Source organism: Larkinella insperata (assembly GCF_026248825.1).
GTDB lineage: Bacteria > Bacteroidota > Bacteroidia > Cytophagales > Spirosomataceae > Larkinella > Larkinella insperata.
Map to the genome: position 1 here is coordinate 4,683,937 of NZ_CP110973.1, position 24,311 is coordinate 4,708,247.

23 protein-coding genes are annotated in these 24,311 nt (G+C 54.5%); 15 read left to right on the plus strand and 8 right to left on the minus strand.

The genetic code is table 11. The features are described 5' to 3' along the window. Positions 1–398: 398 nt before the first annotated feature. Both OQ371_RS19015 and OQ371_RS19020 read right to left on the minus strand, forming a co-directional pair. Positions 399–584 (minus strand): CsbD family protein, encoded by a 186-nt coding sequence (locus OQ371_RS19015; RefSeq protein ID WP_265989840.1) that lies wholly within the window; start codon positions 582–584, stop codon positions 399–401. Between the two features lie 126 nt (positions 585–710). Beyond that, positions 711–1,166 (minus strand): DUF2147 domain-containing protein, encoded by a 456-nt coding sequence (locus tag OQ371_RS19020; RefSeq protein WP_265989842.1) that lies wholly within the window; start codon positions 1,164–1,166, stop codon positions 711–713. 161 nt (positions 1,167–1,327) lie between these two features. Between OQ371_RS19020 and OQ371_RS19025 the strand changes: the two genes are divergently transcribed. Next, positions 1,328–1,867 (plus strand): acyl-CoA thioesterase, encoded by a 540-nt coding sequence (locus OQ371_RS19025; protein ID WP_265989843.1) that lies wholly within the window; start codon positions 1,328–1,330, stop codon positions 1,865–1,867. A gap of 75 nt (positions 1,868–1,942) precedes the next feature. On the opposite strand, the gene OQ371_RS19030 is transcribed toward OQ371_RS19025, so the two are convergent. Next, positions 1,943–3,412 (minus strand): leucine-rich repeat domain-containing protein, encoded by a 1,470-nt coding sequence (locus tag OQ371_RS19030; RefSeq protein WP_265989846.1) that lies wholly within the window; start codon positions 3,410–3,412, stop codon positions 1,943–1,945. Between the two features lie 225 nt (positions 3,413–3,637). Between OQ371_RS19030 and OQ371_RS19035 the strand changes: the two genes are divergently transcribed. Further along, positions 3,638–4,021 (plus strand): BlaI/MecI/CopY family transcriptional regulator, encoded by a 384-nt coding sequence (locus OQ371_RS19035; RefSeq protein WP_265989847.1) that lies wholly within the window; start codon positions 3,638–3,640, stop codon positions 4,019–4,021. Beyond that, positions 4,018–6,063 (plus strand): M56 family metallopeptidase, encoded by a 2,046-nt coding sequence (locus tag OQ371_RS19040; RefSeq protein ID WP_265989849.1) that lies wholly within the window; start codon positions 4,018–4,020, stop codon positions 6,061–6,063. Before OQ371_RS19035 ends, OQ371_RS19040 begins: the two co-directional genes overlap by 4 nt. 40 nt (positions 6,064–6,103) lie before the next feature. On the opposite strand, the gene OQ371_RS19045 is transcribed toward OQ371_RS19040, so the two are convergent. Then, positions 6,104–7,060 carry an L-threonylcarbamoyladenylate synthase gene (locus OQ371_RS19045; protein ID WP_265989851.1) on the minus strand — a complete coding sequence of 319 codons (957 nt, stop codon included), beginning with the start codon at positions 7,058–7,060 and terminating at the stop codon, positions 6,104–6,106. Positions 7,061–7,446: 386 nt separating this feature from the next. Here OQ371_RS19045 and OQ371_RS19050 point away from each other — a divergent pair, with 386 nt between their 5' ends. The 4 genes from OQ371_RS19050 to OQ371_RS19065 all read left to right on the plus strand — a co-directional run bounded on the left by OQ371_RS19050 (position 7,447) and on the right by OQ371_RS19065 (position 12,310). Then, the gene (locus tag OQ371_RS19050; protein WP_265989853.1) at positions 7,447–9,189 is read left to right on the plus strand and encodes a GMC oxidoreductase; all 1,743 of its coding nucleotides are present in this window, start codon (positions 7,447–7,449) and stop codon (positions 9,187–9,189) included. Between the two features lie 99 nt (positions 9,190–9,288). Beyond that, positions 9,289–9,915 carry a gluconate 2-dehydrogenase subunit 3 family protein gene (locus OQ371_RS19055; protein WP_265989855.1) on the plus strand — a complete coding sequence of 209 codons (627 nt, stop codon included), beginning with the start codon at positions 9,289–9,291 and terminating at the stop codon, positions 9,913–9,915. 96 nt (positions 9,916–10,011) lie between these two features. Continuing rightward, entirely contained in the window at positions 10,012–11,103 is a 1,092-nt protein-coding gene (locus OQ371_RS19060) for a Gfo/Idh/MocA family protein (RefSeq protein WP_265989857.1), read from the plus strand. A gap of 19 nt (positions 11,104–11,122) precedes the next feature. After that, positions 11,123–12,310 (plus strand): T9SS type B sorting domain-containing protein, encoded by a 1,188-nt coding sequence (locus OQ371_RS19065; protein ID WP_265989859.1) that lies wholly within the window; start codon positions 11,123–11,125, stop codon positions 12,308–12,310. 3 nt (positions 12,311–12,313) lie between these two features. Here the strand turns inward: OQ371_RS19065 and OQ371_RS19070 are convergent, their stop codons facing one another. The 4 genes from OQ371_RS19070 to OQ371_RS19085 all read right to left on the minus strand — a co-directional run bounded on the left by OQ371_RS19070 (position 12,314) and on the right by OQ371_RS19085 (position 14,104). After that, entirely contained in the window at positions 12,314–12,883 is a 570-nt protein-coding gene (locus OQ371_RS19070) for a pyridoxamine 5'-phosphate oxidase family protein (protein WP_265989861.1), read from the minus strand. A gap of 215 nt (positions 12,884–13,098) precedes the next feature. Continuing rightward, complete coding sequence (locus OQ371_RS19075; RefSeq protein WP_265989863.1) at positions 13,099–13,551, minus strand: hypothetical protein; 453 nt, start codon at positions 13,549–13,551, stop codon at positions 13,099–13,101. After that, positions 13,548–13,802, minus strand: a complete 255-nt coding sequence (locus tag OQ371_RS19080) for a hypothetical protein (RefSeq protein WP_265989865.1) — start codon at positions 13,800–13,802, stop codon at positions 13,548–13,550. Before OQ371_RS19080 ends, OQ371_RS19075 begins: the two co-directional genes overlap by 4 nt. Before the next feature lie 185 nt (positions 13,803–13,987). Continuing rightward, the gene (locus tag OQ371_RS19085) at positions 13,988–14,104 is read right to left on the minus strand and encodes a 30S ribosomal protein THX (RefSeq protein ID WP_265989866.1); all 117 of its coding nucleotides are present in this window, start codon (positions 14,102–14,104) and stop codon (positions 13,988–13,990) included. 219 nt (positions 14,105–14,323) lie between these two features. Here OQ371_RS19085 and OQ371_RS19090 point away from each other — a divergent pair, with 219 nt between their 5' ends. From OQ371_RS19090 to OQ371_RS19125, 8 genes are all read left to right on the plus strand, one after another. Continuing rightward, positions 14,324–15,103: an SRPBCC family protein gene (locus tag OQ371_RS19090; protein WP_265989868.1), complete on the plus strand. Its 780-nt coding sequence runs from the start codon at positions 14,324–14,326 to the stop codon at positions 15,101–15,103. A gap of 174 nt (positions 15,104–15,277) precedes the next feature. After that, the gene (locus OQ371_RS19095) at positions 15,278–16,102 is read left to right on the plus strand and encodes a sterol desaturase family protein (protein ID WP_265989869.1); all 825 of its coding nucleotides are present in this window, start codon (positions 15,278–15,280) and stop codon (positions 16,100–16,102) included. Positions 16,103–16,216: 114 nt separating this feature from the next. Beyond that, entirely contained in the window at positions 16,217–17,011 is a 795-nt protein-coding gene (locus OQ371_RS19100) for an SDR family NAD(P)-dependent oxidoreductase (RefSeq protein ID WP_265989870.1), read from the plus strand. Then, on the plus strand, positions 17,008–17,985 hold the full coding sequence (locus tag OQ371_RS19105) for an NAD-dependent epimerase/dehydratase family protein (protein ID WP_265989871.1): 978 nt from the start codon (positions 17,008–17,010) through the stop codon (positions 17,983–17,985). The genes OQ371_RS19100 and OQ371_RS19105 overlap by 4 nt, the downstream gene beginning before the upstream one ends. A gap of 360 nt (positions 17,986–18,345) precedes the next feature. Next, positions 18,346–20,721: a TonB-dependent receptor gene (locus tag OQ371_RS19110; protein ID WP_265989873.1), complete on the plus strand. Its 2,376-nt coding sequence runs from the start codon at positions 18,346–18,348 to the stop codon at positions 20,719–20,721. A 40-nt stretch (positions 20,722–20,761) separates the two neighbouring features. After that, positions 20,762–22,030, plus strand: a complete 1,269-nt coding sequence (locus OQ371_RS19115; RefSeq protein WP_265989875.1) for a DUF4374 domain-containing protein — start codon at positions 20,762–20,764, stop codon at positions 22,028–22,030. A 98-nt stretch (positions 22,031–22,128) separates the two neighbouring features. Beyond that, positions 22,129–23,487, plus strand: a complete 1,359-nt coding sequence (locus OQ371_RS19120) for a PepSY-associated TM helix domain-containing protein (RefSeq protein WP_265989876.1) — start codon at positions 22,129–22,131, stop codon at positions 23,485–23,487. Between the two features lie 252 nt (positions 23,488–23,739). Beyond that, a complete protein-coding gene (locus OQ371_RS19125; RefSeq protein ID WP_265989877.1) occupies positions 23,740–24,258 on the plus strand; it encodes a DUF4198 domain-containing protein in 519 nt (172 codons plus the stop codon). Positions 24,259–24,311 lie beyond the last annotated feature (53 nt).

A 24,311-nucleotide genomic window follows, 5' to 3' on the forward strand; every position in this document is an offset into this window, starting at 1 on the left:
GGCTTTGATTATTAAGTATTTATTATTGTATTATCCATTTTGATCTTTATTTAGATGCTGCCCCAGGTTAAAAGTAACAGCAGGTTTTGGAGCTTCTTTAAAATTTGATAAAAGCCCGCGGCAAGGCTATTACTCGTCGGTAGTAACTGAGCATAACGTGTAGTGGAAGTTGTTTTGCCAGACAAATATAAATTACTCTGGTGTTAGGTTGGTATAACCAATTTGCCGTCGGGCAAGCGAACCGCCGTTCGGCCGGGACTATGAACCAGATAGTCATGAAGTTAACCAAGAAGAAGAGCACAATGTCCGAGAACGGGGGGCTTGTCCATAAAAAAAGAGCCGGAAGTGGATGCTTCCGGCTCTTGGTACTGGCCTTACGGTCAGCTGAGAATTATCGATTACAAATCGGCAATAGTCTTATTGATTTCGTCTTTCGTTTTACCAGTTTTCTGCTGGAGTTTGCCCCACATTTCGTCTTCTTTACCTTCTTCGTACGTCAGATCGTCGTCGGTCAAATCACCATAGGCTTGTTTGATTTTGCCTTTTAGCTCATTCCAGCCACCTTTTATGGTCGTCTCGTTCATGGTTGATAACTGTTTTCTGTGTGAATTGATAGTGATACAATTACAAAGAATTGTACTATAATAACCGAGCGTCTGCTGAATTGTTTAAAAAATGAAGCAAGTGAGGCAATTTTCTGAAATCGGAGGCTATTCAATTCGAGTCCAGGTTTGCGTTTTACCGAGCAACGAAATGCCTACATAGCCCCGAACGTCGAGTGTGTTAGGATTTTTCAGGGTTAGCTTACAGTTGTATTCTTTCCCATCCTCCGGATTATAAATCAGGCCATTTTCCCAGACGCGGCCGCCGTCGAAACTAAAATCCTGCATAACGTCCAGGCCGACCAAAGGCCGGGAACGCAGGTTGGTTTCGCTGTTTCGCCGGTCGGTACGGGGTTTGCCGGTGGCCGGGTCGGTGGGCTCTTTCAGCCAGACCAGTTTGCCAAAATATTTATCCCCTTTTTTGTAGATCTGAATGCGCCCCTGCTTGGTTCCGTTGAGCCAGGTACCCAAAACGGCGTCCGAACTATACTGAGGAGTGGGTTTAAAAGCAGTTAAAATGCTGGTGGTCAGAAGTAATAGGGCAAGCCAACGTAACGGTTTCATTCCTTTTTAGGGTGTTGATGGAACTTCCAGATCAAGTACGGTATTAAACGTAAAAATAAACAAAAAATGTGTCTCCGGAAATGGCCTGATTTTGCGGATTTCCGCTGATTTTTGCACGGCTGATTTCACAGGTTCCCGGAGAACCCATTGCCCAAGATGCTATGATCAAACTTGACCCAACCCGCACCTATCCGCACGAAACCGAGTCGCGGACCATCGTCCGGTTTCAGGACTGCGACCCGTTACAGCACCTGAACAACGCGAAATACCTCGACTACTATTTCAACGCCCGCGAAGATCAGGTGGCTACTCAATATAACTTCAGTCCGCTGCAGTTGTTTCGCGAATACAAAACCAGTTGGGTGGTTTATCAACACCAGATTGCTTACGTGCGCCCGGCCATGGTGAGTGAGTGGATTCGGATTGTCTCCCGCATCATCCATTACGACGAGGACACAATGATCACGGAGTATTATATGACTGACGACTCGCGCAGGCAATTGAAAAATGTCTTGTGGATGACTTCAAAGTACGTTAGCGTTGTCACCGGCAAGCGCATTCCGCATAACCCGGAAGTGATGGCCTTTCTCGACGCCATCTGCATGAAGAATGTCGATTTTCACAACCTCAATTTCAATGACCGAATCCGGCAGATCAAGGAGCAACTGGCGCAGGACGGCAGTGAAGGCGTAAACGACTGAAGAGAAGACGGGATGAAGCGCAGAGAAGGAGGGAAAAGGCAAGGGGCAACCTCTTCTTTTCCCTCTTTAGAATTGTCAATAGAATACCTCCGTTTTGTTGCCCTCAAGCTGTTTAAGCAGATTAGCCGAAACGGTTTTCTGTTCGCTGACGGGATTACCCCGGATAAAAAGCTTCTTCAATGTATGCAGCTGGCTCATCTGCACCGGCAATTCGGTCAGCCGGTTGTGGCTGATGTCGAATTCTTCCAGATTCGGCAGCGTCAGGACCTGCTGGGGAACGGTTACGAAAGCATTGTGACCAATGTCGAGGGTTCGTAAATAATTGAGTTTCTCCGAACTGGCGGGCAGACTGGCCAGAAAATTATGGTGGGCATAGAGCTCCTGGAGTTTCCGCAGCCGCCCCAGTTGCCGGGGTAATTCGTTGAGTTTGTTGTTGGAGAGGGCCAATTGCTGCAAACGTCGCATCCGGCATGCCGACTCGGGCAGCGTCCTGAGGTTGTTGTAATACAGGTCCAGTACTTCCAGGCGTTTCAGGCGGCTGATGCTGGCGGGGAGTTCGTTTAACCGGGCGTGGTACAAATTAAGGTCTTTCAGTCGGCGTATCCGGCGCAGAGGAGCGGTATTTAGCCCACCCGAAAAATTGTTGAAACCCAGCCAGAGACTTTCCAGCCGGCGGTTCTTGGTAATGGCTTTCGGAACCGCCGTAAGGCCGGTTGATTGAATATTGAGAATTTTCAGGTGTTTATTGCGGACCACGTGCAGTCCATCGCTGCCCAGCGGATTGTACGACGCATCCAGTTGACGCAGTTTCGGCATCGTAAACACTCTTTCGGGGATCGTGCGAATCCCGTTGATGCTCAGGTCCAGGACTTCCAGGTTCGGGAACCGGTAGATCACCTCCGGTACTTCCGTCAACTCGAGCGTGTTAAAAACCAGGTGTTTAACGGTATCCGGCCGGGTGGTTTTTTCGGCCTGTTCGAGGGTGGTCAGAATGCCCGGACCCCGGCGTAGCTTGCGCCGTGAGGGCAATTTGCCGACCGCCATACCGGATGAATACCGATACGGTTTGTCGCCGGTAACGGGAAATCGATAACTCGAAAACCATTGGCACAACACGGGGTCCATCCGTTCCTTAAACCGTTTTAGGGCTAGACTATCCGGAGCTTTGGGGGAAAGATTGGTTGAAAATTCATGGTAAACTTTATTCAGCGAACCATCCGGATTGGCGTAGAGGTGGACAATCAGGTAACAGGTCGTGTCCTGCAACAGCCCGGCCTTTTTAAAGAATTGGTTAACATCTTTCTCGACCTGGGTGTACAACTCAAACCGTTTCTTTTCGCCGGGTGTCCATTCGTCCGGCAACCGGGGGCCGGTGGCAATTGGTGCCGTCCCAAAAGTCGGGTCTATGACTTTATCCACGGCTATATACTCTTTCTCCAGTTTTTTAACGGTAACTTTATGCTCGGCTTGGGTCAGGCACACCGTTTGAGCCAGTGTACTGCCCGAAATAAATACGGCAAGGAGAGTTCGGAAGAAAGTAGACATTGCTAGAACGATCTTTTTAGGTGTATAACGGTAAATATAGTTTTAAATTTCAATAAGTTTTCTTCTTTCCGCATAAAAGCACCTGAATAAAAATTAACACTTGTTACGAAAGTTTTCGTACGTAGGACTTGACTTCTACGAACGGTTTCGTATATATTTGTTACGAACAATTTCGTACAACGCCACACGCCGTCAGCGGCTGATCCGAACAGTAAACGTAAATTCATGAAACCAACGGAATCTGAACTGGAAATTTTGCAGGTATTGTGGGCCAAAGGACCCAGTACCGTACGGCAGGTGAACGACCACCTGAGCCAGACCAAAGACGTGGGCTACACAACCACTCTGAAGCTCATGCAGATTATGCACGACAAGAGGCTGCTCAGCCGCACCGAAGAAGGCCGTTACCACATCTACCAGGCGCTGGTCGATGAAAAGGAGACCCAGCAGCATTTGCTCGATCGCTTCGTCGACACGGCTTTTCGGGGATCGGCCATGAAGCTGGTCATGCAGGCGCTGGGCAACAGCAAAGCAACTCCGCAGGAACTGGAGGAATTGAAAAAGCTGATCAATAACCTGAATCCGTCTTCCAACAACGAATCCCGATGAACACCTTTTCCCTGTTTTCCGAACCGTTCACCAATGCGCTGGGCTGGGCCTTGGTGCACACACTCTGGCAGGCTACGCTACTCGTTGCGGTGACCGCCCTGGTTTTACGACTGACCCAGCAGCAGCCCGCTTCCGTCCGCTACAGCATCAGCATCGGGGCTCTGGCGTTCCAGTTTCTGACTTTTTTGGTCACAGGCTGGGTATCCTACGAACCCGTTCGGGCGAGTATGGCAATCGGGAGCGAGCAACCCGCCCCGGCAACGCAAACTACCCTGATGTTGAACCTGCCCGCTACCAGCGACTGGCTGGACGATCTGACGGCCGGGTTGAATCAGTACGTACCGTTGCTGGTAACGATCTGGCTCGTTGGCACAATTGTACTGCTCGTTCGTTTGCTGGGCGGCTGGGTGTTTGTGCAGCGACTAACGCGCCGAAACATCAATCCCGCCCCGGAAGCCTGGCAGAATTACCTGCAACAGATAGCCCGGCAACTAGGAATTTCGGACGCCGTTCGGCTGATGGAATCCACCGAAATAACCGTGCCGATGACGATCGGCTGGCTGAAACCCGTCGTGCTGATTCCCATCGGATTGCTGGCGGGTTTGTCGCCCCGGCAGGTGGAAGCGGTGCTGGCGCACGAACTGGCCCACATCCGGCGGTATGACTACCTGGTCAACCTGTTGCAGTCCGTTGTCGAGATCGTGTTGTTTTTCCACCCGGCGGTCTGGTGGCTGTCGGCCCGGATTCGGGAAGAACGCGAACACTGCTGCGACGACGTTGCCATCCAACTATGCGGAGAGCGGGCCAGTCTGGCGCAGGCGCTGGTCCACATCGAAGAACGTCGGCAGGCGGTGGCAACCACACCGTCGCTGGCAATGGCCTTCGGAGCGCGCCGACCGTCTTTTCTGCAGCGGGTAAAACGGGTGATTGGCCTACGGGAACCGCAGGCCGCATCACGACCGAACGGGTTGGCGGTGGCGGGTTTTCTGGTCCTGCTGGCGGGTTTGGTGACGGCTCAGCACCGCCATCGGTCGGGTCACGTCAACCGCCCGGCCACCGATTCAATGATGATCAACACCTGGCCGGAGTTCGCGGCCGTCGGGCCGTTCGTGGCGCAGGATACGAACGGAAGGCAACCGTTGGTGCCGTTGGTTGTAATAGAAAACGACACGATCGATCCGGTTGAACGAGCCCACATTGAAAGCCAAATTGAAGAACAGGTTCAGGAAATGGAGCGCTTGGGACAGGAGATGGAAGAAATGCAACTGGAGAAGTTTGACAAGCAGTTGGAGCTTCAGCATCGGGCGCTGGAACTCAACAATCAGGAAATGGAGAAGCTGCACGAGAAGCTTGAAAAGCTTCATACTGACCTGGATGGCAACCTACAACGATCCGTTGAACTTGAGTTAAAGCAATCGCGGCTAAATGGGAAATTAAGTGAAGCCGAGAGCAAACTGCTCGAAAAATCGAAGGCCATGGCGGCCCGGGCACAGCAACAAATCGAACAGGTTAATTCCGGCGAAATGGCCAGGCTTCAAAAGAAGATGCAAGCGCTGCTCGAAGGACCCATGAAGGCGCACCAGGACACCATGAAAACCTACATGGAGCGGGTATTTAAAGACCATAACATCCTCGTTGCCCAACTGACCCGGGAAGCTCGCAAACTGGATTCGCTGCGTGAAAAACTGCCTCCTGTTCCGGCCATCGCACCAACGCCCGATGTGCGGCCAATTCCAGCCGCTCCCGCAGCCCCGGCCAGAGTCCCCGGTCCGGCCCGCGCGGACAAACCGGCGAAGGGCAAGAAGGGTGAGTACTGGTACAACGGCAAACGCTACGATAACCCGGCGGACATGCCAGCCGCTCCCGCACCCCCGATTCCGCCCGCGGAGCCCAGTCCGGCCACCGTTGCCGATCCTGTTGCGCCGGCAGTTGCTCCGGCGGTCCCGACCCCGCCCCAGTTTGAAGCCGTCCCGGATGCTCCGGCCGCGCCCAGGGCGCCCAAGTCCGGCAAGAAAGGCCGGCACACCAAAACGGAAGATTGAAACCCGGAGGAGGAGAGGAGCAGGGCTCTTTTCCTCCTTCTTACTTAAACGCAGCCCGGCGCAACCGGTCGTTAATGGCCCGGCCCAAACCCGTTTCGGGCAGCAACTCCGCCACAATCACCTCAACATCCAGCGCATCCAGCGCGCGCATGGCGGCAAACAGATTTTTGGCCGCTTCGTTTAGATCCCCCGTTACAGAAAGAAGCTGCTGATTTTCCAGCGGAATCAGGCGCGTCAGTTCATCAAACGCCAGCACGCCGATCCGTTCCGGTTTATGCATCTTTAGTACTTCCTGCGGAGTTTTTAGCAACAACGGTTTGCGGGGGGCGTAGTGACTGCTCAGCATCCCCGGCGCTTTCGGGTTGGAGGTCGAATGGCTGCGTACGGCTATTCTGCCGAGAACCGCTTCCAGTTTTTCCAATGTCATGCCGCCCAGTCGATACACGATGGGGCCGCCTTCGCTGAAGCCAAGAATGGTTGATTCGATGCCTACTTGCGCGGATCCGCCGTCGAGCACGTACGGAATTTGGTCGCCCAACTGCTGGGCCACATGGCGGGCGGTGGTGGGACTGATGTAACCGAACGGGTTGGCGCTCGGAGCCGCCAGCGGAAAATCCAGGATCGACAGCAGTTTCAAGGCCAGCGGATGGTGGGGAATCCGGATGGCTACCGTATCCAGCCCCGATGAAACCAGGTCGGGAATGACGGATTTCTTCGGTAACAGCATCGTGACGGGCCCCGGCCAGAACCGCTCGGCCACCAGCCGGGCCTTTTCCGGAATGGCCGTAACGAACGTTTCGACCTTGTCCAGCGAGTCGGTATGAACGATGAGCGGATCGAAGGAAGGTCGGTTTTTTACCTTGAAAATCTTCACCACGGCATCCGGATTGAGCGCATTTCCGGCCAGTCCGTATACTGTTTCGGTGGGCATACCAATCACCTCACCCTGTTCCAGCAGCTCTTTTGCCTTCTGAACGTCAGTTCCTACTTGTACCATGCTGCAAAGGTACGGATTTCCGGTGAAGTGCTCCAGGTGGTTTCCACGAGGGAGCGGCTCTTGGAAGCTGGCGTATCAAAACCTGGCAGGCCTACTTGGGCTCACAGGGTATCCGCGGGAGGAGCTGAGCGCACCACGCTGCCCCCCACTGCGCCCGTCAGCAGGATAGCAGGTCTTGAAACAGCTAGCCTTGCTGGCTGAGAAACAATGACTCCTGAAAAAATCAGCTTGCTTCCGTAGTCTTTTTGAAGTAATTCAGCGTATGGTTGGGTAGAGAAAAGCTGACATTTATATCCAAAAGAATGGATAATTAGCGTATTCGGTATTACTTTTAGCTGGTTTTTTACGATTCAATCTTGGTGACCTACTCACTAAACCAAAATTCAATGGATGTTCCACAAATAAAGAAGGCAGCGCAAGTTTACGACGTTGTCATTGTTGGCTCAGGAGCCGGGGGCGGTATGGCAGCTTATCAGTTGTCCAAGGCCGGTGCTACCGTTGCTCTGCTGGAAGCCGGAGGCTATTTCGACCCTGCTGATCCGAAGTACATTAACCAATTAAAATGGGTGTATGAATCGCCCCGGCGCGGAGCCGGAACTACCCGGGCATTTGGTGATTTTGATGCGGCCTGGGGTGGTTGGGAAATTGAAGGTGAACCGTATTCGGCGGTTAAAGGAACTGAATTTCACTGGTTTCGTTCCCGGATGCTTGGCGGCCGGACGAACCACTGGGGCCGGATTTCGTTGCGCATGGGACCCGATGATTTCAAGCGGAAGTCATTAACGGGGATTGGTGAAGACTGGCCGTTGAGCTACGAAGATTACGCGCCTTATTACGACAAAGTAGATGATCTGATCGGGGTTTTTGGCTCCAAAGAAGGGCTGCGGGATGCACCCGATGGCCGCTTCCTGCCGCCACCAAAACCGCGTCTGCACGAATTGATGATTAAGAAAGCGGGTAAGAGCATTGGGGTGCCGGTGATTCCCTCCCGTCTTTCGATTCTGACCAAGCCCATCCATGATCGGGGGGGATGTTTCTACTGTTCACAATGTGGCCGGGCCTGTCAGGCTTATGCCGACTTCTCGTCCTCGTCGGTCTTGTGTATTCCGGCGGTGAAAACCGGCAAAGTGAAGCTGATCAACAACGCCATGGCGCGTGAAGTTTTGACCGATGCCAAAACCGGTTTGGCCAATGGCGTTTCGTACGTTGATACATTAACGTTAACCGAGCAGTCGGTTATGGGGAAAGTGGTCGTGCTGGCCGCCAGTACCTGCGAAACCGCCCGCTTGCTGCTCAACTCCAAATCGCCCCGGTTCCAGAATGGTCTGGCCAACTCCAGCGGGGTGGTGGGCAAATACCTGAACGACTCCACGGGTGCTTCGCGCAGTGCGTTCATCCCGGCGCTGATGGACCGCAAACGGTACAACGAAGACGGCGTGGGCGGGGCACACGTCTATTCACCCTGGTGGCTGGATAACAAAAAACTCGACTTCCCGCGTGGTTATCACATCGAGTACGGCGGTGGTATGGGGATGCCCATGTACGGTTTTGGCTTCGGTATGGAAGGCCGCAACAACCTGGTGCCGGGTCGGGATGGCAAACCGAAAGAAGCGGGTGGCTACGGAGCCGACCTGAAAGACGACTTCCGCCGGTTCTACGGCGCCAACATCGGCATGGCCGGTCGCGGTGAACCCGTCCCGCTGGAAAGCAACTACTGCGAAATCGACCCCAACACCGTTGACCGGTACGGGATTCCGACGCTGCGGTTTAACTACAAGTGGTCGGACGCCGAGATCAAGCAGGCCAAACACATGCAGGATACGTTCGAAGAGATCATCCATGCTATGGGCGGTATTCCGCTGGGCAAAAAACCCGGTCCGGAAAACAATTACGGTCTGGAAGCTCCCGGAAAGATCATCCACGAAATTGGAACGGCCCGGATGGGGAACGACCCGAAAAACTCGGTGTTGAACAAGTACTCGCAGGCGCACGACGTTAAAAACCTGTTCATCGTGGATGCTGCGGCTTTCCCGTCGCAGGGTGATAAAAACGTAACGTGGACGATCCTGGCCAACTCCTGGCGGACTTCCGACTACATTATCGACCAAGTCAAACAGAAAAATATCTAAACTCTGATCCCCTCTGATGCCCCCTGATTCGCTTTGTCTAATTAGTGATTACACCGAGTTGATCAGGGAGCTTCAGAGAGAATCGGGAAATCTCAGACTATGAAACGCAGAGATTCTCTCAAGGCCATTACCTTAAGCAGTTTGGGGTTTGCCGGGTTAAACCCGCAGATTGCCGCTGCCGAGTCGATTGCCCCACCGGATGTTAAGCCGGTGAAAATTCCCGGGGGTCGGCAGAAATTTGAAGCCGAGCGCGATGCCAAACTGAACGCCGACAAGTTTTTCACGCCCCACGAACTGCGGACCGTTACGGTGTTGGGCGACATCATCATTCCGGCCGATGCAAAATCCGGCAGCGCTTCACAGGCGGGGGTTCCGGCGTTCATCGAGTTCATGATGAAAGACCAACCCCAGTGGCAGACGCCGATGCGGGGCGGTATTCGCTGGCTCGACAACGTGTGTGTCAAGCGGTTTGAAAAGAAATTTGCCGATTGCCCTAAAGCGCAGCAAATCGAAATCATCGACGAAATTGCCTATCCGGCCAAAGCCAAACCAAACATGTCGCAGGGCGTTGCCTTTTTTAACATGATGCGCGGTTTTGTTGCTACAGGCTTTTTTACCAGCCCCGTCGGCATTAAAGACCTGGGATACGTCGGCAACACACCCAACCAGTGGGAAGGCGTTCCGGCGGACGTACTCAAGCAGTACAACCTGAGCTACGACGAATAGGTAAGAATGATGAGTTAAGAGTTATGAGTTGGCGGATGCACCCCTTGATGGGAAGCGTTAACTCATAATTCTTAACTCTTAACTTTTCACTCACTTATGTCTTCCCGACGGATATTTTTGCAGCAAGCGGGTTTGGCGGCCTCGTCGCTGGCGTTTTCGCCGTTGACCCTTGCGCAGTCCCCCAAAAAAGACCGACTGGGCGTGGCGCTGGTCGGCCTGGGCTATTACAGCACCGATTTGCTGGCGCCGGCTTTGCAGCTCACCAAAAATTGCTACCTGGCTGGTGTTGTGACCGGAACGCCCTCAAAAGCCGAGCAGTGGATCAAGAAGTACAACATTCCCGAAAAGAATGTGTACAGCTACGACAACTTCGACAAAATCGCGGACAACCCGGATATTGACGTCGTGTACGTGGTTCTGCCGCCGTCGATGCACCGTGAGTACGTTATCCGGGCGGCCAAGGCGGGCAAGCACGTCTGGGTCGAAAAACCGATGGCTATTACGGAGAAGGAGTGCCAGGACATGATTGATGCCTGCAAGCAGAACAAGCGGCTGCTGGCCGTTGGTTACCGGCTGCAGCACGAACCCAACACGCAGGAATGGATGAAGTTTCTGCGGGATGGTAAAATCGGCAAGATCAAAATGGTCAGTTGCTCGGCGGGGTACAACGACAACCGGACCACCCACTGGAAGCAGAAAAAGGAAATGGGCGGGGGCGTCATGTACGACATGGGCGTCTACGTTTTGCAGGGCGCACGGCTGGCAACGGGCGAGGAGCCGATTTCGGTCACGGCCCAGCAGTTTACAACTCGTCCGGAAATTTACAAGAACGGGCTGGACGAAACCACGATGGCCCAGCTGGTTTTTCCGAGTGGGGCGCGGGCGGCCGTCCAAACCAGTTTTGGAATGAACATGAACTTTCTGCACGTCACGGGCGAAAAGGGATTCCTGAAAACAGAACCGTATTCGGCCTATAACGGGCAGAAGGGGGAGGCTTCCGGCGGGGTGAAGATCGAACACCCGTATGAGGTGCCCCGGCAGCAGGCCATGCAGATGGACGACGATGCCGCGGCCATAATGAACAACAAACCGCTGATTGCCCCCGGCGAAGAAGGCATGCGCGACATCCGCATTGTTGAAGCAATCTACCGGGCGGCCAAATCTGGTCAATCGGTGAAATTAACGTAGGTATTAAGTAGAAAAATCAATGAGTGACGCAGGGATTGTACGGTATTTAGTCGGGATTCTCTGCGTCATTTTCTTTTCCATCCCTTCGCTTCCCTGCCGGGCCCAAGTCGACGAGTGCAACCCGGGTCCCGGCCAGTTAACAGGTTCCTTCCTGATTGCATCCGGCATTGGCTGTGTTCCCTTGAAAATTACTGCGATCAGCGGGCTACCGGAGGTAAAAAATGTCCGCTATGTTTACAATTACCAGGGCGGGGCGGTTCAGGAGTCGGATCTGAGCCGTGATTCCGTGTATACCTTCACCAAACCCGGTCTGTACCGCGTGTTGCAATATGCCGAGCAGAATGGGAAACAACTTCGGGCCTGTGCCATTGTGCAGGTTTACGATACCCTGCCGCCCGAGCTGGCGGTGGCGGGCTGCCTGAACCGGGTGACCCTAACCGTTCCAAAAGCGGCTGACTACCAGTACGATTGGTATACCGTTGATTGGGGCGATGGAACGAAGGAGCAGCTTGACGGGGTCAGCCCCGTTGGCATTCACTCGTACGCCGATAACAGGCAACGACTCATTACCGTGCGTGGGGTGCATTTGTACGGCAACTGCGGAGGAACCGCGCAGGTACAGTTCCGGCCTTCCCAAAAAGCAGAAACTCCCGTTATTGATCAGGTCCGGGCAGTTGGACCCAGATCCCTTGAACTGACGTTTACCAATCCGGGCGGCAACCCGGTCTGGCTGGAACAACGCGCTCCGTCAGGAACATTCGAACGGGTGGTGCGTTTCGATGAAACGTTGAAAACCACCTTTCAGATGGACGCCGACACGGCGGCACCGGTTTGTTTCCGGCTTGCTCTGGCCGACACCTGTCTCCAGACACCGCCTTCCGCCGAGGTTTGTTATAATCCGCCTAAACCGCCCGATCCGACTCCGGTGCCTGACTCCACGGTTTTCATGCCCGACGCATTCAGCCCCAACGCCGACGGGATCAATGATCGCTTTCTGCCGCAGGGGTTGCTGAGCGGTAAGCTGCGTCTGACGGTCTATAACCGCTGGGGCGAAGTGGTGTTTCGGGCGGAAGACGCCCGCGACGGGTGGGACGGCCGGCAGCGCGATCAGCCGTTGCCCACCGGAACGTATTCGTACGTACTGGAAATGCAGAAAGCGGACGGCCAACGCCTGAACAAGCACGGAACCGTGGTACTGCTGAACTAGCGGTCAGGACGGTTGGTGATCTTGGATCCGTCCGAGGTCGGTCGGTAACCCGTCGAGACTCACGAGGTTTTTTTCCTGAACGTAATCCTGAAGCCCGTCCTGGCCTTTCTTCTCGGCCCAGTCGAAATGAATGTCGCGTTCGCCCGCGTACTCAAACAGCGGCACGCCAAACCCGCAGGAGGTCTGAACCAGATCAATGTCGGCAACGATGAGCTGGCGGGTACTGGGGTAAATCGTAAACTGGGGTGCGTAGAGCGCCCATTCGTCCGTACCGGGCAACACCGCGTGCCCTTTTCCGTACAGCCGAAGAATCAGGGGAGCGCCCTCGAACGAGCAGAACATGATGGTAATGCGGCCGTTCTCGAGCGTGTGCGCGGAGGTTTCGTTGCCACTGCTGATTAGATCCATATACCCCACTTTGTTTTCGGCCAGAAACCGGAAGCAGTCCAGTCCTTTGGGCGACAGGTTGATGTGCCCGTCGGTGCTCAGCGGGGCGGTACTAACAAAAAAGATGTGTTGTTTTTCAATAAAAGCCTGGTGAGCGGGTTTGATGGAATCGTGAAATTTACCCATGATGCGTGACGGTTTCGAAGTTGGGTAAAGATATCAAAAATACATCTTAATCTCCCGCCACCGGGCGTGAAGGGCACCACCGGCCCGTAGAAATCGGGTCCGAAAGGCATCAATCCGGTTGCACACCCACGTCTGCATCCGGCGGGGCTATCGGCTGTAGGGTAAGAAGTGTCCAGAGTACAATCAGGATACAGACCCTCTCCGCGAACGGCGCATTACTGCAAACGCTCACTTCCGTCGGCGTGCCGGTCGAGAAACGTGCTTTCGGTGTGGCGAATCACTTCGTCGCACTGCGCACAGGCGGTTTTGCCCCGTTGCCGGAACCAGCGGCAGCGGCTGCGAATCGGGCATTCGGGTAAGGCGGCTTCAACGGTTTTTTCCCGTTGCTCCATCAGCCGGTCGACCAGCGCGCAGGCTTGTCGGGCGTCGCTCCACTGGTGGCAGCCGTTTTGGATGCACTTTCCGGCAAACCGAAACCGTTCTTCCGCCGGGCGACCCGCGCGGGCGGCTTCCACAAACGTAGTATCGATCGTGATGGGTTGCCGCAGGTACGAAATTCGTCCTTCGGCGTTGACCAGGCCGAAGAGTTGCGCACCGGGTTTGGCGATGTAACTCGGGCAAAGAAGAGAATCTTCCTTGCCCGGTTGCCGCGGTTCAGTCGGGGTCATTGCTGGAAAAGCCCTTCCCGGACCAGCTTGATTCGGATGCCGTTGATCAGTTCGTCGGGGTTGATTCTGGACTTGTCGATTTTGAATCTTCGGGCGAAGGCCAAATCCCCCTTGAGGTCGATGGCGGCCAGCTCTTTCATAACGACCTCCTGAATGCCGGATGCAATGCGGTCATGCTGCTCTTTGGTCAGCGCTACTCCTTCCAGGGCGGCAACAAAATGCGCGGCCGCGGTTTGTGGTTTTAAATCCATGATGTAGAAAAAGTTGAGGTAACTAACTGATTCAAAGGTAGAAGTTGCTGTTAGTCAGCGGTAGAGCAGGACTACGCGTTTTGACAGTGAAGTATATTTACGGGGAAAAGCGTAGTTTCTCGGGCGTAGAAGGGGCAATAAAAAAGCCCCGCCGAAGCGGGGCTTTTCAGGTGAAAGGTGGGTGCTTATTCTTTCACTGTTTGGTCGGATTTTCCTTGTGAGTTCGTTAGTTGCGGACGTTTTTTCCCGTAAGAACCGCGCCAGATTTTACCACGTTTGGTTTTGACATCTCCTTTTCCCATGATCAGAAAGATTAGTTTTACAGATGAAACAGATCCCGATTAACGGGTACTTAAGAATAAAAATCCTAGTTAATCATTAAATCGCACTATTCAAAATGAGTCGGTAGTGGTTGTCTGGTTGTTTTGCTTCCGGCTGATTTTCAGGCAATCGGGCTTTCCTTTCTAAACATCTGCCGCGGAATTGAGTTAGCCTACAAACAACTGTTAAAAACTACACGCATGACAAGTAATAAAACAGCAGTTTCGGCAACTTCCGGAATCGGCCAGCTTGAACCGGAAGTAAGTGGATCAAGCCAGATCAACGTCGGGGAGGAAGAACGGGTCTGGTCGACCGTCGCCGGCGGATTGTTGCTGACGTATGGCCTGAAACGGGCTTCCCTTAGTGGAATTCTGCTGGCGGCTGCGGGGGGGTACTTGGCCTACCGGGGCATGTCCGGGCATTGTCCCGTGAGTGAGCGAATCGGCCGTAACACGGCCGGCGAACAGGCCGGACCCATTCAGCCCATTGAAATTTCGGCCAGTCAGACCGTTTACAAATCGCGCGAAGAAGTCTATCAGTTCTGGCGGCAACTGGAAAACCTGCCCCGGTTTATGTCGCACCTGAAAGAGGTTCGCCAAGTGGATTCAACGCATTCACACTGGGTTGCGCAACTCGGGGAAGGAAAAGTAGCCGAAACGGTTGGCTCGGTGGCTTGGGATGCTCAGATTATTCACGAAACACCCAACGAACGGCTGGTCTGGAAATCGGTGGAAGGGGCCAGTATCGATAATGCGGGTGAAGTCCGGTTTACGGATTCGCCGGATGGCTTCGGAACCCAAATTCACGCGACTATTCTTTACCGTCCGCCGGTTGGTCACCTTGGAGGGGCCATCATGAAGATCTTCAACCCGGCTTTTTCTCAACTGATTGAGCAGGACCTGCGCCGGTTTAAGGAGGTAATCGAAAAAGGCGATCAAACCACCATTCAGCAGTCGTCTTCCGAAGTCGCCCAGCTGTAACGACGGAAAATGAACAATAAATAACAGCCAACGGGAGTCTGAAAGTGGCTGACTGATAGAGGGTTGATGAGAGTGGAATTCGTTGCTCGTTATTTATTGTTCATTTTTTTCTTCATATGATAGGGGTACGCCGGCCAATGGCTGTCATTAGGGCGAACAGTAAACAACGCACTAATGAATTTGCAACAATTGGAACGGGAGCTACTCCCGCTGACGGCCTATGCGGCTCCCGTCATTTTTGGCTCCGTACTGCTGGAATTCTGGTTGAACCGGCACGACGACGAACACCGGTACGAAAGCCAGGATTTCTGGTCGTCGGTGGGCATTGGACTGGGAAGCCTGATCATCAATGGCCTTCTGAAAACCAGCGTTTTCGGGATGGCCCTGTTTTTTTTCGAGATCATTCCCTGGCGGATCGAAACCGGGTGGTGGGCCTGGCTGCTGGCCTACTTCATCATCGACTTCTGTAATTATTCGGCCCACTTCATTGCCCACAAACAACGCGTCTGGTGGGCGACGCACGTCACGCACCACTCTTCAGAGCACCTCAATTTTTCAACGGCTTTCCGCAATTCGTGGACGCAGCATCTAAAGCTCGTTTTTTTTATTCCGGCCTGGGCGTCGGGCATTAACCCGGTGGTGCTGCTGACCTGCTACCAGATTAACCTGCTGTACCAGTTCTGGATTCACACCGAAATGATCGGCAGGCTGCCGGGCTGGTTTGAGTTTTTCTTTGTGACCCCTTCGCACCACCGCGTTCACCACGGCAGCAACGACCGCTACATCGACAAAAATTTCGGCTCCTCGCTCATCATCTGGGACCGGCTGTTCGGCACGTTTCAAATCGAAGACGAAAAGCCGGTCTACGGGCTGACCAAACCGGTTGAATCCTTCAATCCCGTCTACCTGAACTTTCATGTCTGGGCCGACATCTGGCGGGATCTGCGCCACGCTCGTTCTTTCCGGGCCGTTTGGGGCATTCTTTTTGGCCCCCCCTGAAAGGCCGGTTGGATACTCCCCATCTTTCTGTTTCTCATTTCCATTCAGGCAACTTAATAGCGGCTTCATGCATCTTAGGCGTTGAGCGGCTGTCTATCCACAAGTAATTTTATCATGAAAAAATACGTGCTGATTACCGGGGCCAGCGCCGGTTTAGGAAAAGCATTTGCCCTCGAACTGGCCCGCCAGGGGCAGAATCTGATTCTGGTGTCGTTGCCCCACGAAAATTTGGAAGCATTGGCGCAACACATTCGGCTGACCTGCAACGTGAGCGTGTCGTATTACGAAACCGACCTGTGCCAGCGTACCAACATTGAAGCGCTGGTAGCCTGGCTTCAGGCTGGGCGGTTCGAAATTTTTTACCTGATCAACAACGCGGGCATCGGTGGTTCGCAGGCGTTCGATCAGGCCGATACCGGGCGCATTGAGCGGATTCTCCAGTTGAACATCATCGGAACCTCGCTGCTGACCCGCCTGGTTCTTCCATTTCTGCTGAAGTTTCCCCAATCCTACATCCTGAACGTGTCCAGCATGGCGGCTTTTTCGCCCATACCGTACAAAACCGTTTACCCGGCTTCCAAGGCGTTTATTTATTCTTTTTCGCTCGGGCTGCGGGCTGAACTCAGTGCGCTGGGGGTGCAGGTGAGCGTGGTCCATCCCGGCCCGATGCCGCACTCGCCCGAAAACCAGGCCCGGCTGAGCAGACACGGTCGGCTGGGTCGGATGGCGACCGTGCCCCTCGAACTGATTGCGCGCACGGCCCTTCAGCGGGTGCAGCAAGGACAACCGGTTATTATTCCGGGCTGGACCAACAAGTTTGGCTACTGGATGACGCGCTGGATTCCGTGGTCGTGGCGCCAGCCGCTGATGGTATCGATGCTTCGGAAAGAACTAACGCCGACGGTATGAAAGTCCTGTTAACGGGGGCAACCGGCCTATTGGGGGTGCATGTGGCCGGTGAGCTGCTCCGGCAGGGGTATGCCGTCAAAGCCGTATACCGTTCGTTTCCCCGGCAGATGAACAAGCTGCCTTGGTTTAGCGACATCGAATGGGTGAAAGCCGCCATCACCGAACGGTCTGATCTGGAAACGGCCCTGACTGATTGCCAGGCCGTCATTCACGCAGCCGCCCGCACTGATCCTTACCCGACCGATCTGGCGGCTTATTACGACGTCAACGTGGGCAGCACGGAGCACCTGCTGGAAATCGTTCGAAGAAGAGAGGGAGTTCGTTTGGTCTACGTCAGCACGGCTTCCGTGTTCCGGCCCGGTAGTCTGGCGAGTCCGGCCACTGAGGAAAGCCCGTATGCCTTTGACCTGATGGCGTCTGGTTACATTGCAAGCAAGTACGAAGCGCAGTTGCGTATATTAGAGGCCGTTCAGCAGGGCGTTGATGCCGTGGTGGTTAACCCGACGTTTATGCTGGGGCCGTACGATTTTAAACCGAGTTCGGGGGCGGTGATTCGGTACGTGATGCAGAACCGCGCGGTTTTTTATCCGGGTGGGGGCGGCAAAAGCTTCGTCGATGTTCGGGATGCCGCCCGGGCGACGGTCAATGCGTTGCGGCTGGGGCGAGTCGGGGAGTGTTATTTGCTGGCGAGTGAAAACCTGTCGTATGACCATTTCTTTCCGCTGCTGGCGCACGTGTCCGGTCAGAAAAAACACCTGTTCCCGATGCCCGTTCCGCTCCTTCGGATGGCGGGTGACCTGGGTTCGTTCGGGGAGCGGATTTTCCGGCGCGGTTTACCCTTAAACCGGATCAACGCCACCCTGCTGACTCAGGAAAATTACTATTCCGGCAAAAAAGCCCAGAACGAATTAGAGATGCCCACCTCACCGGTCCGCCGGGCGATGGAAGATGCCATGCAGTGGTTTGGGCAATAACCCCGCTGTCGGGTCATAGTAAAGGCTATTATAACGAATCTGCTGATAAAATTCTTATGATCAGTGGGTTATGTTATAGTGGCCTTTATTTTTTGATGTTCTACCGAATTAGCCTTTCGCCCGAAGAGTCTGCTAAAGCGACATTATTGAAAAATTTATTTTTATTTAGACTGATTTAAATATACTTTTGTTCACGATTTTTGAAGGGAGATAATTCATAAGGGAGGGAACGTAAAAGTACCTCTTGTATCCTCTCATCAAAAAAGTACAACCAGTAAAAAAAAGAGCCGAATGGCGCCAACCATCCGGCTCGTCCCGCCCAGGGCGGGATGCCTTAGAACGCTGTAACATTTTAAAGCCATGCAAATTAATAAAATTTTGCGTGCGTGGAGTCTTTGTGCCTTGACAATTCCGGTTTTTGCGCAAAGCCCTACTGCAAGCCTGTCGGGTCAGGTACGCTCGGAGGAGGGGGAGCCTCTGCCCGGCGCAATTATTTCCCTGACCGGGTCCTCCAAAGGTACGTTCACGGATGCCAACGGCGTTTACCACCTCGGCCAGTTAGCCGCTGGTACCTACCGCGTTACGGTTTCTTTTCTGGGCTACCGGAAGCACACCCGGGAGCTTTCGCTGCGGGAAGCCCAGCGCACCAAGCTGGATTTTCGGTTGCAATCCGACACCCGCGAGCTCGAAACGGTTTCGGTTATCGGGCGGACGGAAACCCGGGAAGTCAGCCGCCAGGCGTATAACGTGACGGCCGTGGATGCCAGAAAACTGCAGAACTCCACGCTCGATTTGTCCCACGCCCTGGACCGGGTTTCGGGCGTTCGGGTGCGGGAAGCCGGGGGCGTCGGTTCCAGCATGAATTTCTCGCTCAACGGCTTTACGGGTCGGCAGGTAAAGTTCTTCATCGACGGGGTGCCGATGGACAACTTCGGCTCGTCGTTCCAACTCAACAACATTCCCATCAACCTGGCCGAGCGCGTCGAAGTGTACAAGGGCGTGGTGCCCATCTGGCTGGGTTCGGATGCGCTGGGCGGTGCGGTGAACATTGTTACCCGCACCAATCAGAATACCTATCTGGACGCTTCTTACTCGTACGGTTCGTTCAACACGCACCGGAGTACGATCAATGCGGGCTATACCGCCCGGTCGGGTTTTACGGTTCAATTAAACGCTTTTCAAAATTATTCGGACAACAACTACTGGGTTAACGTCGACGTTGCCGATATCCATACCGGCGAATACTACCGGAATCAGCGCGTCCGCCGGTTTCACGATACCTACCACAACGAGACGGTGATTGCGAACGTCGGGGTGATGGGCAAAAAATACGCCGACCGCCTGCTGCTGGGCATTACGCTGGGGCAGAACCACGCCGATATTCAGACCGGGGCGCGGATGGTCAGCGTATTTGGCAACTGGTATCGCCGGGGCAACATCGTCATGCCGAGCATCAAGTACCAGAAACGTGATCTGCTGGTGAAGGGGCTGAACGTCAACCTGACGGGTAATTTCAACCTGGGGCAGGAGCAGAACGTCGATACGGTGTACCGGCGCTACAACTGGTTTCAGCAGTATAAACAGTACCCTGGGCTGGGCAGTGAACGCGACCGGTCGCTTTACAAGTTTCGCAACAACAACGGCCTGGTTACGGCTAACGTGAGCTACCAAATTGACGGGCGGAATTCGCTGACGGTCAGCAATGTCTTTAACACGTTTAACCGGAAAGGCAGCGACGAGCTTTACCCGCAAAGCGCCCGGTATGAACAACCCCGTATCAATACCAAAAACGTGCTGGGCGTGGGCTACAAGTTTGATTACAGCGAACGGTGGAGTAGCTCGGCGTTTGTAAAGCATTTCGCGCAGCGCAACAAATATTCGATTTCCTACAACCCCAGCGGTAACTGGGGGGATCAAGCTTACCTGACGCAGAAAAACCGGTTTGGCAAGCTGGGGTACGGACTGGCTACCACCTATTTTGTTCAGCAAAACCTGCAACTCAAGGCGTCGTACGAAAAGAGCTACCGACTGCCCGAAACCGACGAATTGTACGGTGATTTGCTGAACCTGGAAGGAAACATTGAACTGGATCCAGAAACCAGCCACAACTACAACCTGGGCATCAGCTACCAGACGCACCTGCGGAAAATCCACCGCTTCAGCTTCGACGGCAACCTGCTTTACCGCAACGCCCAGGGCTTCATCCGCCCCCGGCTGAACGCCAACCAGACCAAGCAGGTGATGGACAACCTGGCCGACGTGACCAACGCCGGGGCCGACGGTGAAATCCGGTATTCGTTCAAACGGTTCTTTACGGCCGGGGTCAACATGACCTACCAGAACCTGCGCAACAACACTAAATACGAAGACGGGTACACCGGTGTCAGCGCCCTGTACCGCGACCGGATTCCCAACATGCCGTTTCTGTTTGGAAACGCTGATGCGTCGGTTTTCTTTCAAAACGTGGGCGGCAAAGGCAACACGCTCAGTCTGGGCTACAACCTGCTTTATGTCCACGCTTATTACCTCTACTGGCCGAGCCTGGGCAGCGACAAACTGGACATCCCCCAGCAACTGGCCCACGACGTGAACGCCGTCTACGCCATTGCCAACGGCACGTTCAACGTGGCCGTGGAGTGTAAAAACCTGCTGGATGCCCGGCTTTACGACAACTTCAGCCTTCAGAAACCCAGCCGGGGCTTCTACGTGAAGCTGCGCTATTTCGTGAGTAAATAATCCCTTCGAGTACCCATACAATCAATCCCCTCTTTCAAACATGAAAACATTGAAAACCAGCCTTGCTTTGGGTTTAGGACTCAGCCTGATTTTCGCAGCCTGCCGCACCGATACCCCCACCGTAACCCCCGACGAGCCCGCGAAACCCGGAACCGGTAATGAGGGGGGCGTCAAGGAAAAAGCCAAATACGTGATTTCTGCCCTGCCCATTGGCTCGCAAGGCGTGGCCGACTACCTGCTGACGGCCGACAGCCTGACCGGGGGCAGCATTTCAACGGCCGGTAACGGCAAGGAACAGGACGGTACCTACCGCTATTACGTCACGCACAAGAACCGGTTTTTCAGCCTGCTCTACGGCCAGGGCAACCCCGGAGCCGTAACAACCTACAACCTGAGTGCGACGGGGGGCTTAACCAAAGTGTCGGATTTCCAGGCGGAAACCGTTCAGGTGTTTGCGCCCGTTGCGGACGACGTGCTGACCATCAAGGTTCCGCGTTCGGGCAACGAAAGTGCTTCGTTCTTTCGGATCAATGCCGAACAGTCGAAAATCGTGGGCGAGTATCAGGTCAATATCGTCAAACTGGCCGGTAATGGTGAGCGGGCGCACTTTACGTGGGCAACGCAGGTGGGTGATAAGGTGTTTGCTCCCTACATGAGCATCAAAGGGGCGGCACCGGATGTGTTCGGTACGAGCTACCCCGACAGCGCCTGGATTGCCGTGCTGTCGTACCCGAGCCTGGCCGTCGAGAAGGTGATCAAAGACAACCGGACCAGTTACATCGGACGGTATTTTAACAACGGTCTGGCCGTCGACGAACTGGGCGATGTGTACGCGTATTCGGGTTCGGTCGCAACCAGCAGCGGCAAGGCAACGTCCACCAAACCGTCGGCCATCACCCGCATCAAGGCCGGAACCACCGAGTTCGACAAGAGCTACCTGTTCAACGTCGAGCAGGCTTCGGGCGGTTACAACATCACCTCGCAGGTGTACGTTGGCAAAGGCAATTTCGTCCTGATGATGAGCAGTGCCGCCGACCGGGGCGCTTACGCCGTGGGCAAACGCCTGGCCGCCGTGAATGTCTACAACCAGACGTTCAAATGGGTTGAGGGAACGCCGGATGTGGCCACCATCGCGCAGGTTACCACGACCAACTACGCGCCACAGGACGGCAAAACGGCCTACATCGGCATTACGCCGACCGACGGGGCCAGCTACGTGTATCAGGTTGATGCGGTAGCGGCCACGGCATCCCGCGGCCTGAAGGTGGAGGGCGGAACCATCACGGCGATCAATAAACTCACCTATTAATTTGAGACTTCCGGACGGGGCACTCGCTGCGGTCTTCGTCCGGAAGTTTTTTGGAAGTCCAACCCTAAATGGATGACACGCACTAACCGAAGAAAACCATGATGACATTCCGAAAAGTTAATAACTGGCTCCATCTGTGGCTCGGGCTGGTGTCCGGCAGTATCGTATTCATTGTCTGCATCACGGGCTGCATCTGGGTCTTCAACGAAGAAATCACGGCCCTGCTCGAACCGGAAAGCCGGATTGAAGCCCAGAGCAAACCGGTCCTGATGCCGTCGCAAATCCGGCAGATTGCGGCCAGCCAGTTTCCGGGCAAGCGCGTCACCTACGCCATCTACCGCCAGGGCCGGGCTGCGGAAGTGTACCTGGGTGAAGGGCGCAGGGGCAACAGCTTGGTCAGGCTGAACCCGTACTCCGGCGAGGTCATCAGCAAAAAGGAGCGTCAGAAAGGGGAGGTGGACTTTTTCCGGTTTATCCTGAACGGCCACCGGTTTTTGTGGCTCCCCTTCGAGATCGGGCGGCCGATTGTCAACTACGGCACGCTGGTTTTTGTCGTCTTGCTCATCACGGGTCTGGTCTGGTGGTACCCCAAAAAATGGACGAAAAGTACCGTCGATAAAAGTTTCAAAATCAAGTGGAATGGTTCGTTCAAGCGCGTCAACCTCGATCTGCACAACGTCCTGGGTTTTTATTCGCTGCTGGTGGCCCTGGCGCTGGCCCTGACCGGGATGGTCTACGGAATCGAGTGGTACAGCAAAAGTTTGTACTGGGCGACCTCGGGCGGAGACACGCTGCCGGCCTTCGACCGCGCGGCTTCGGATTCTTTGCAGGCCGGGAAATTCTACACCCCGGATCAGGCCATCGACAAAGCCTGGGCGCAGGTTACCCGGCGGCACCCGGACGCCGAAGGATTTTACTATACCTACCCGGATACCGCGAATGCCAAAGCCCCCATTTACGTAACGGTTTATCCGAGCCGAACCCATTTCTACGACAACCAGGGCTACACCTTCGACCAGCACACGCTCAAGGAGTTTCCCAAGCACAAGATTTACGGGACGGCGTTTGCCGATGCGCCCTTCGGGGCCAAACTGCGCCGGATGAACTACGACATTCACGTGGGCAGCATTCTGGGCTTTCCGGGTAAAGTGCTGGCGTTTCTGGCGAGCCTGATCGGCGCATCGCTGCCCGTCACCGGGTTTATCATCTGGTGGAACCGGAAAGGTTTTGGGAAAAGCAAAGGCAAACGAAAAACCGCAGTTTTAAAACCCCAGCCTGCCGGGAAAGAGGCTTCCCGACCTTCCTTCAAGCCGAAAGGTGCCCGTTCACCGAAAGTCCCGCATCCGCAAGCGGTTGAAGAGGAGAGTCGGTCCGGGATTCAGCCCGCCCGCAAGGAGAGTCGGTCAAAACCGCCTTTCCTGACCAACCGGGGTCTGGTTCCGCCCGACGCCAACTAGTTTGAACGCGAAAGCACACAGCCAGAAAACCATTCCCAAAGACGCATTCAATTCCATGAAAAATAAACTTACCCTGCTGGCCCTCGCCCTGCTGCTTTCGGTCGGCAATGCTCTGGCCCATGCTTTATGGATTCAGACGGCTTCGGTCGGAAAAGTCGGCCAGAAGCAAACGGTTCGGATTAGTTACGCCGAACCCGGCGACAAACCCGAGAAAATTGCTGACTGGTATTCGGATGTCCGGGCGTTTGAACTGTGGCTGATCGGACCGGATCAGCAAAAAACAAAACTGACGACGGTGCCCGGAGACGATTTCTTTACTGCGGAGTTTACGCCCGAGAAAGAAGGTGTCTATACGGTGGCGACGGGCCACAGCGCGAAAGACCTGGGGGCGCAACGGTCTACCAGTTCAACGCCACTGCGCTGGTAACGGTGGGGAAAGGCAGGGCCGCCAAAAGCGCTGCGGCCACAGGCAACGAGTTGGGCGTTTTCACCGATGCCGGAACGGTCCATAAAGTGAGCAAGCCGTTGACCCTACGGGGCTTCTACAAAGCCGAACCGCTTGAGAAACTGCAAATTACCGTGACCTCGCCCACGGGTTGGTCGAAATCCGTCAGCACCGACAAAAACGGCGTGGCTGACTTTACACCGTTGTGGCCGGGAACGTATTTTATCGAAGCCTCCCGGAGCTGGAAAGAAGAAGGAAAGCACCACGATAAAGACTACAAAGCCTTCTGGCGATGCGCGACGCTGGTTGTCGATGTAGCCAAGTAATAACCGGTTCCTTTTTAAAAAAGCCTTCGGTTGAACGGACGTTAAAATCTGTT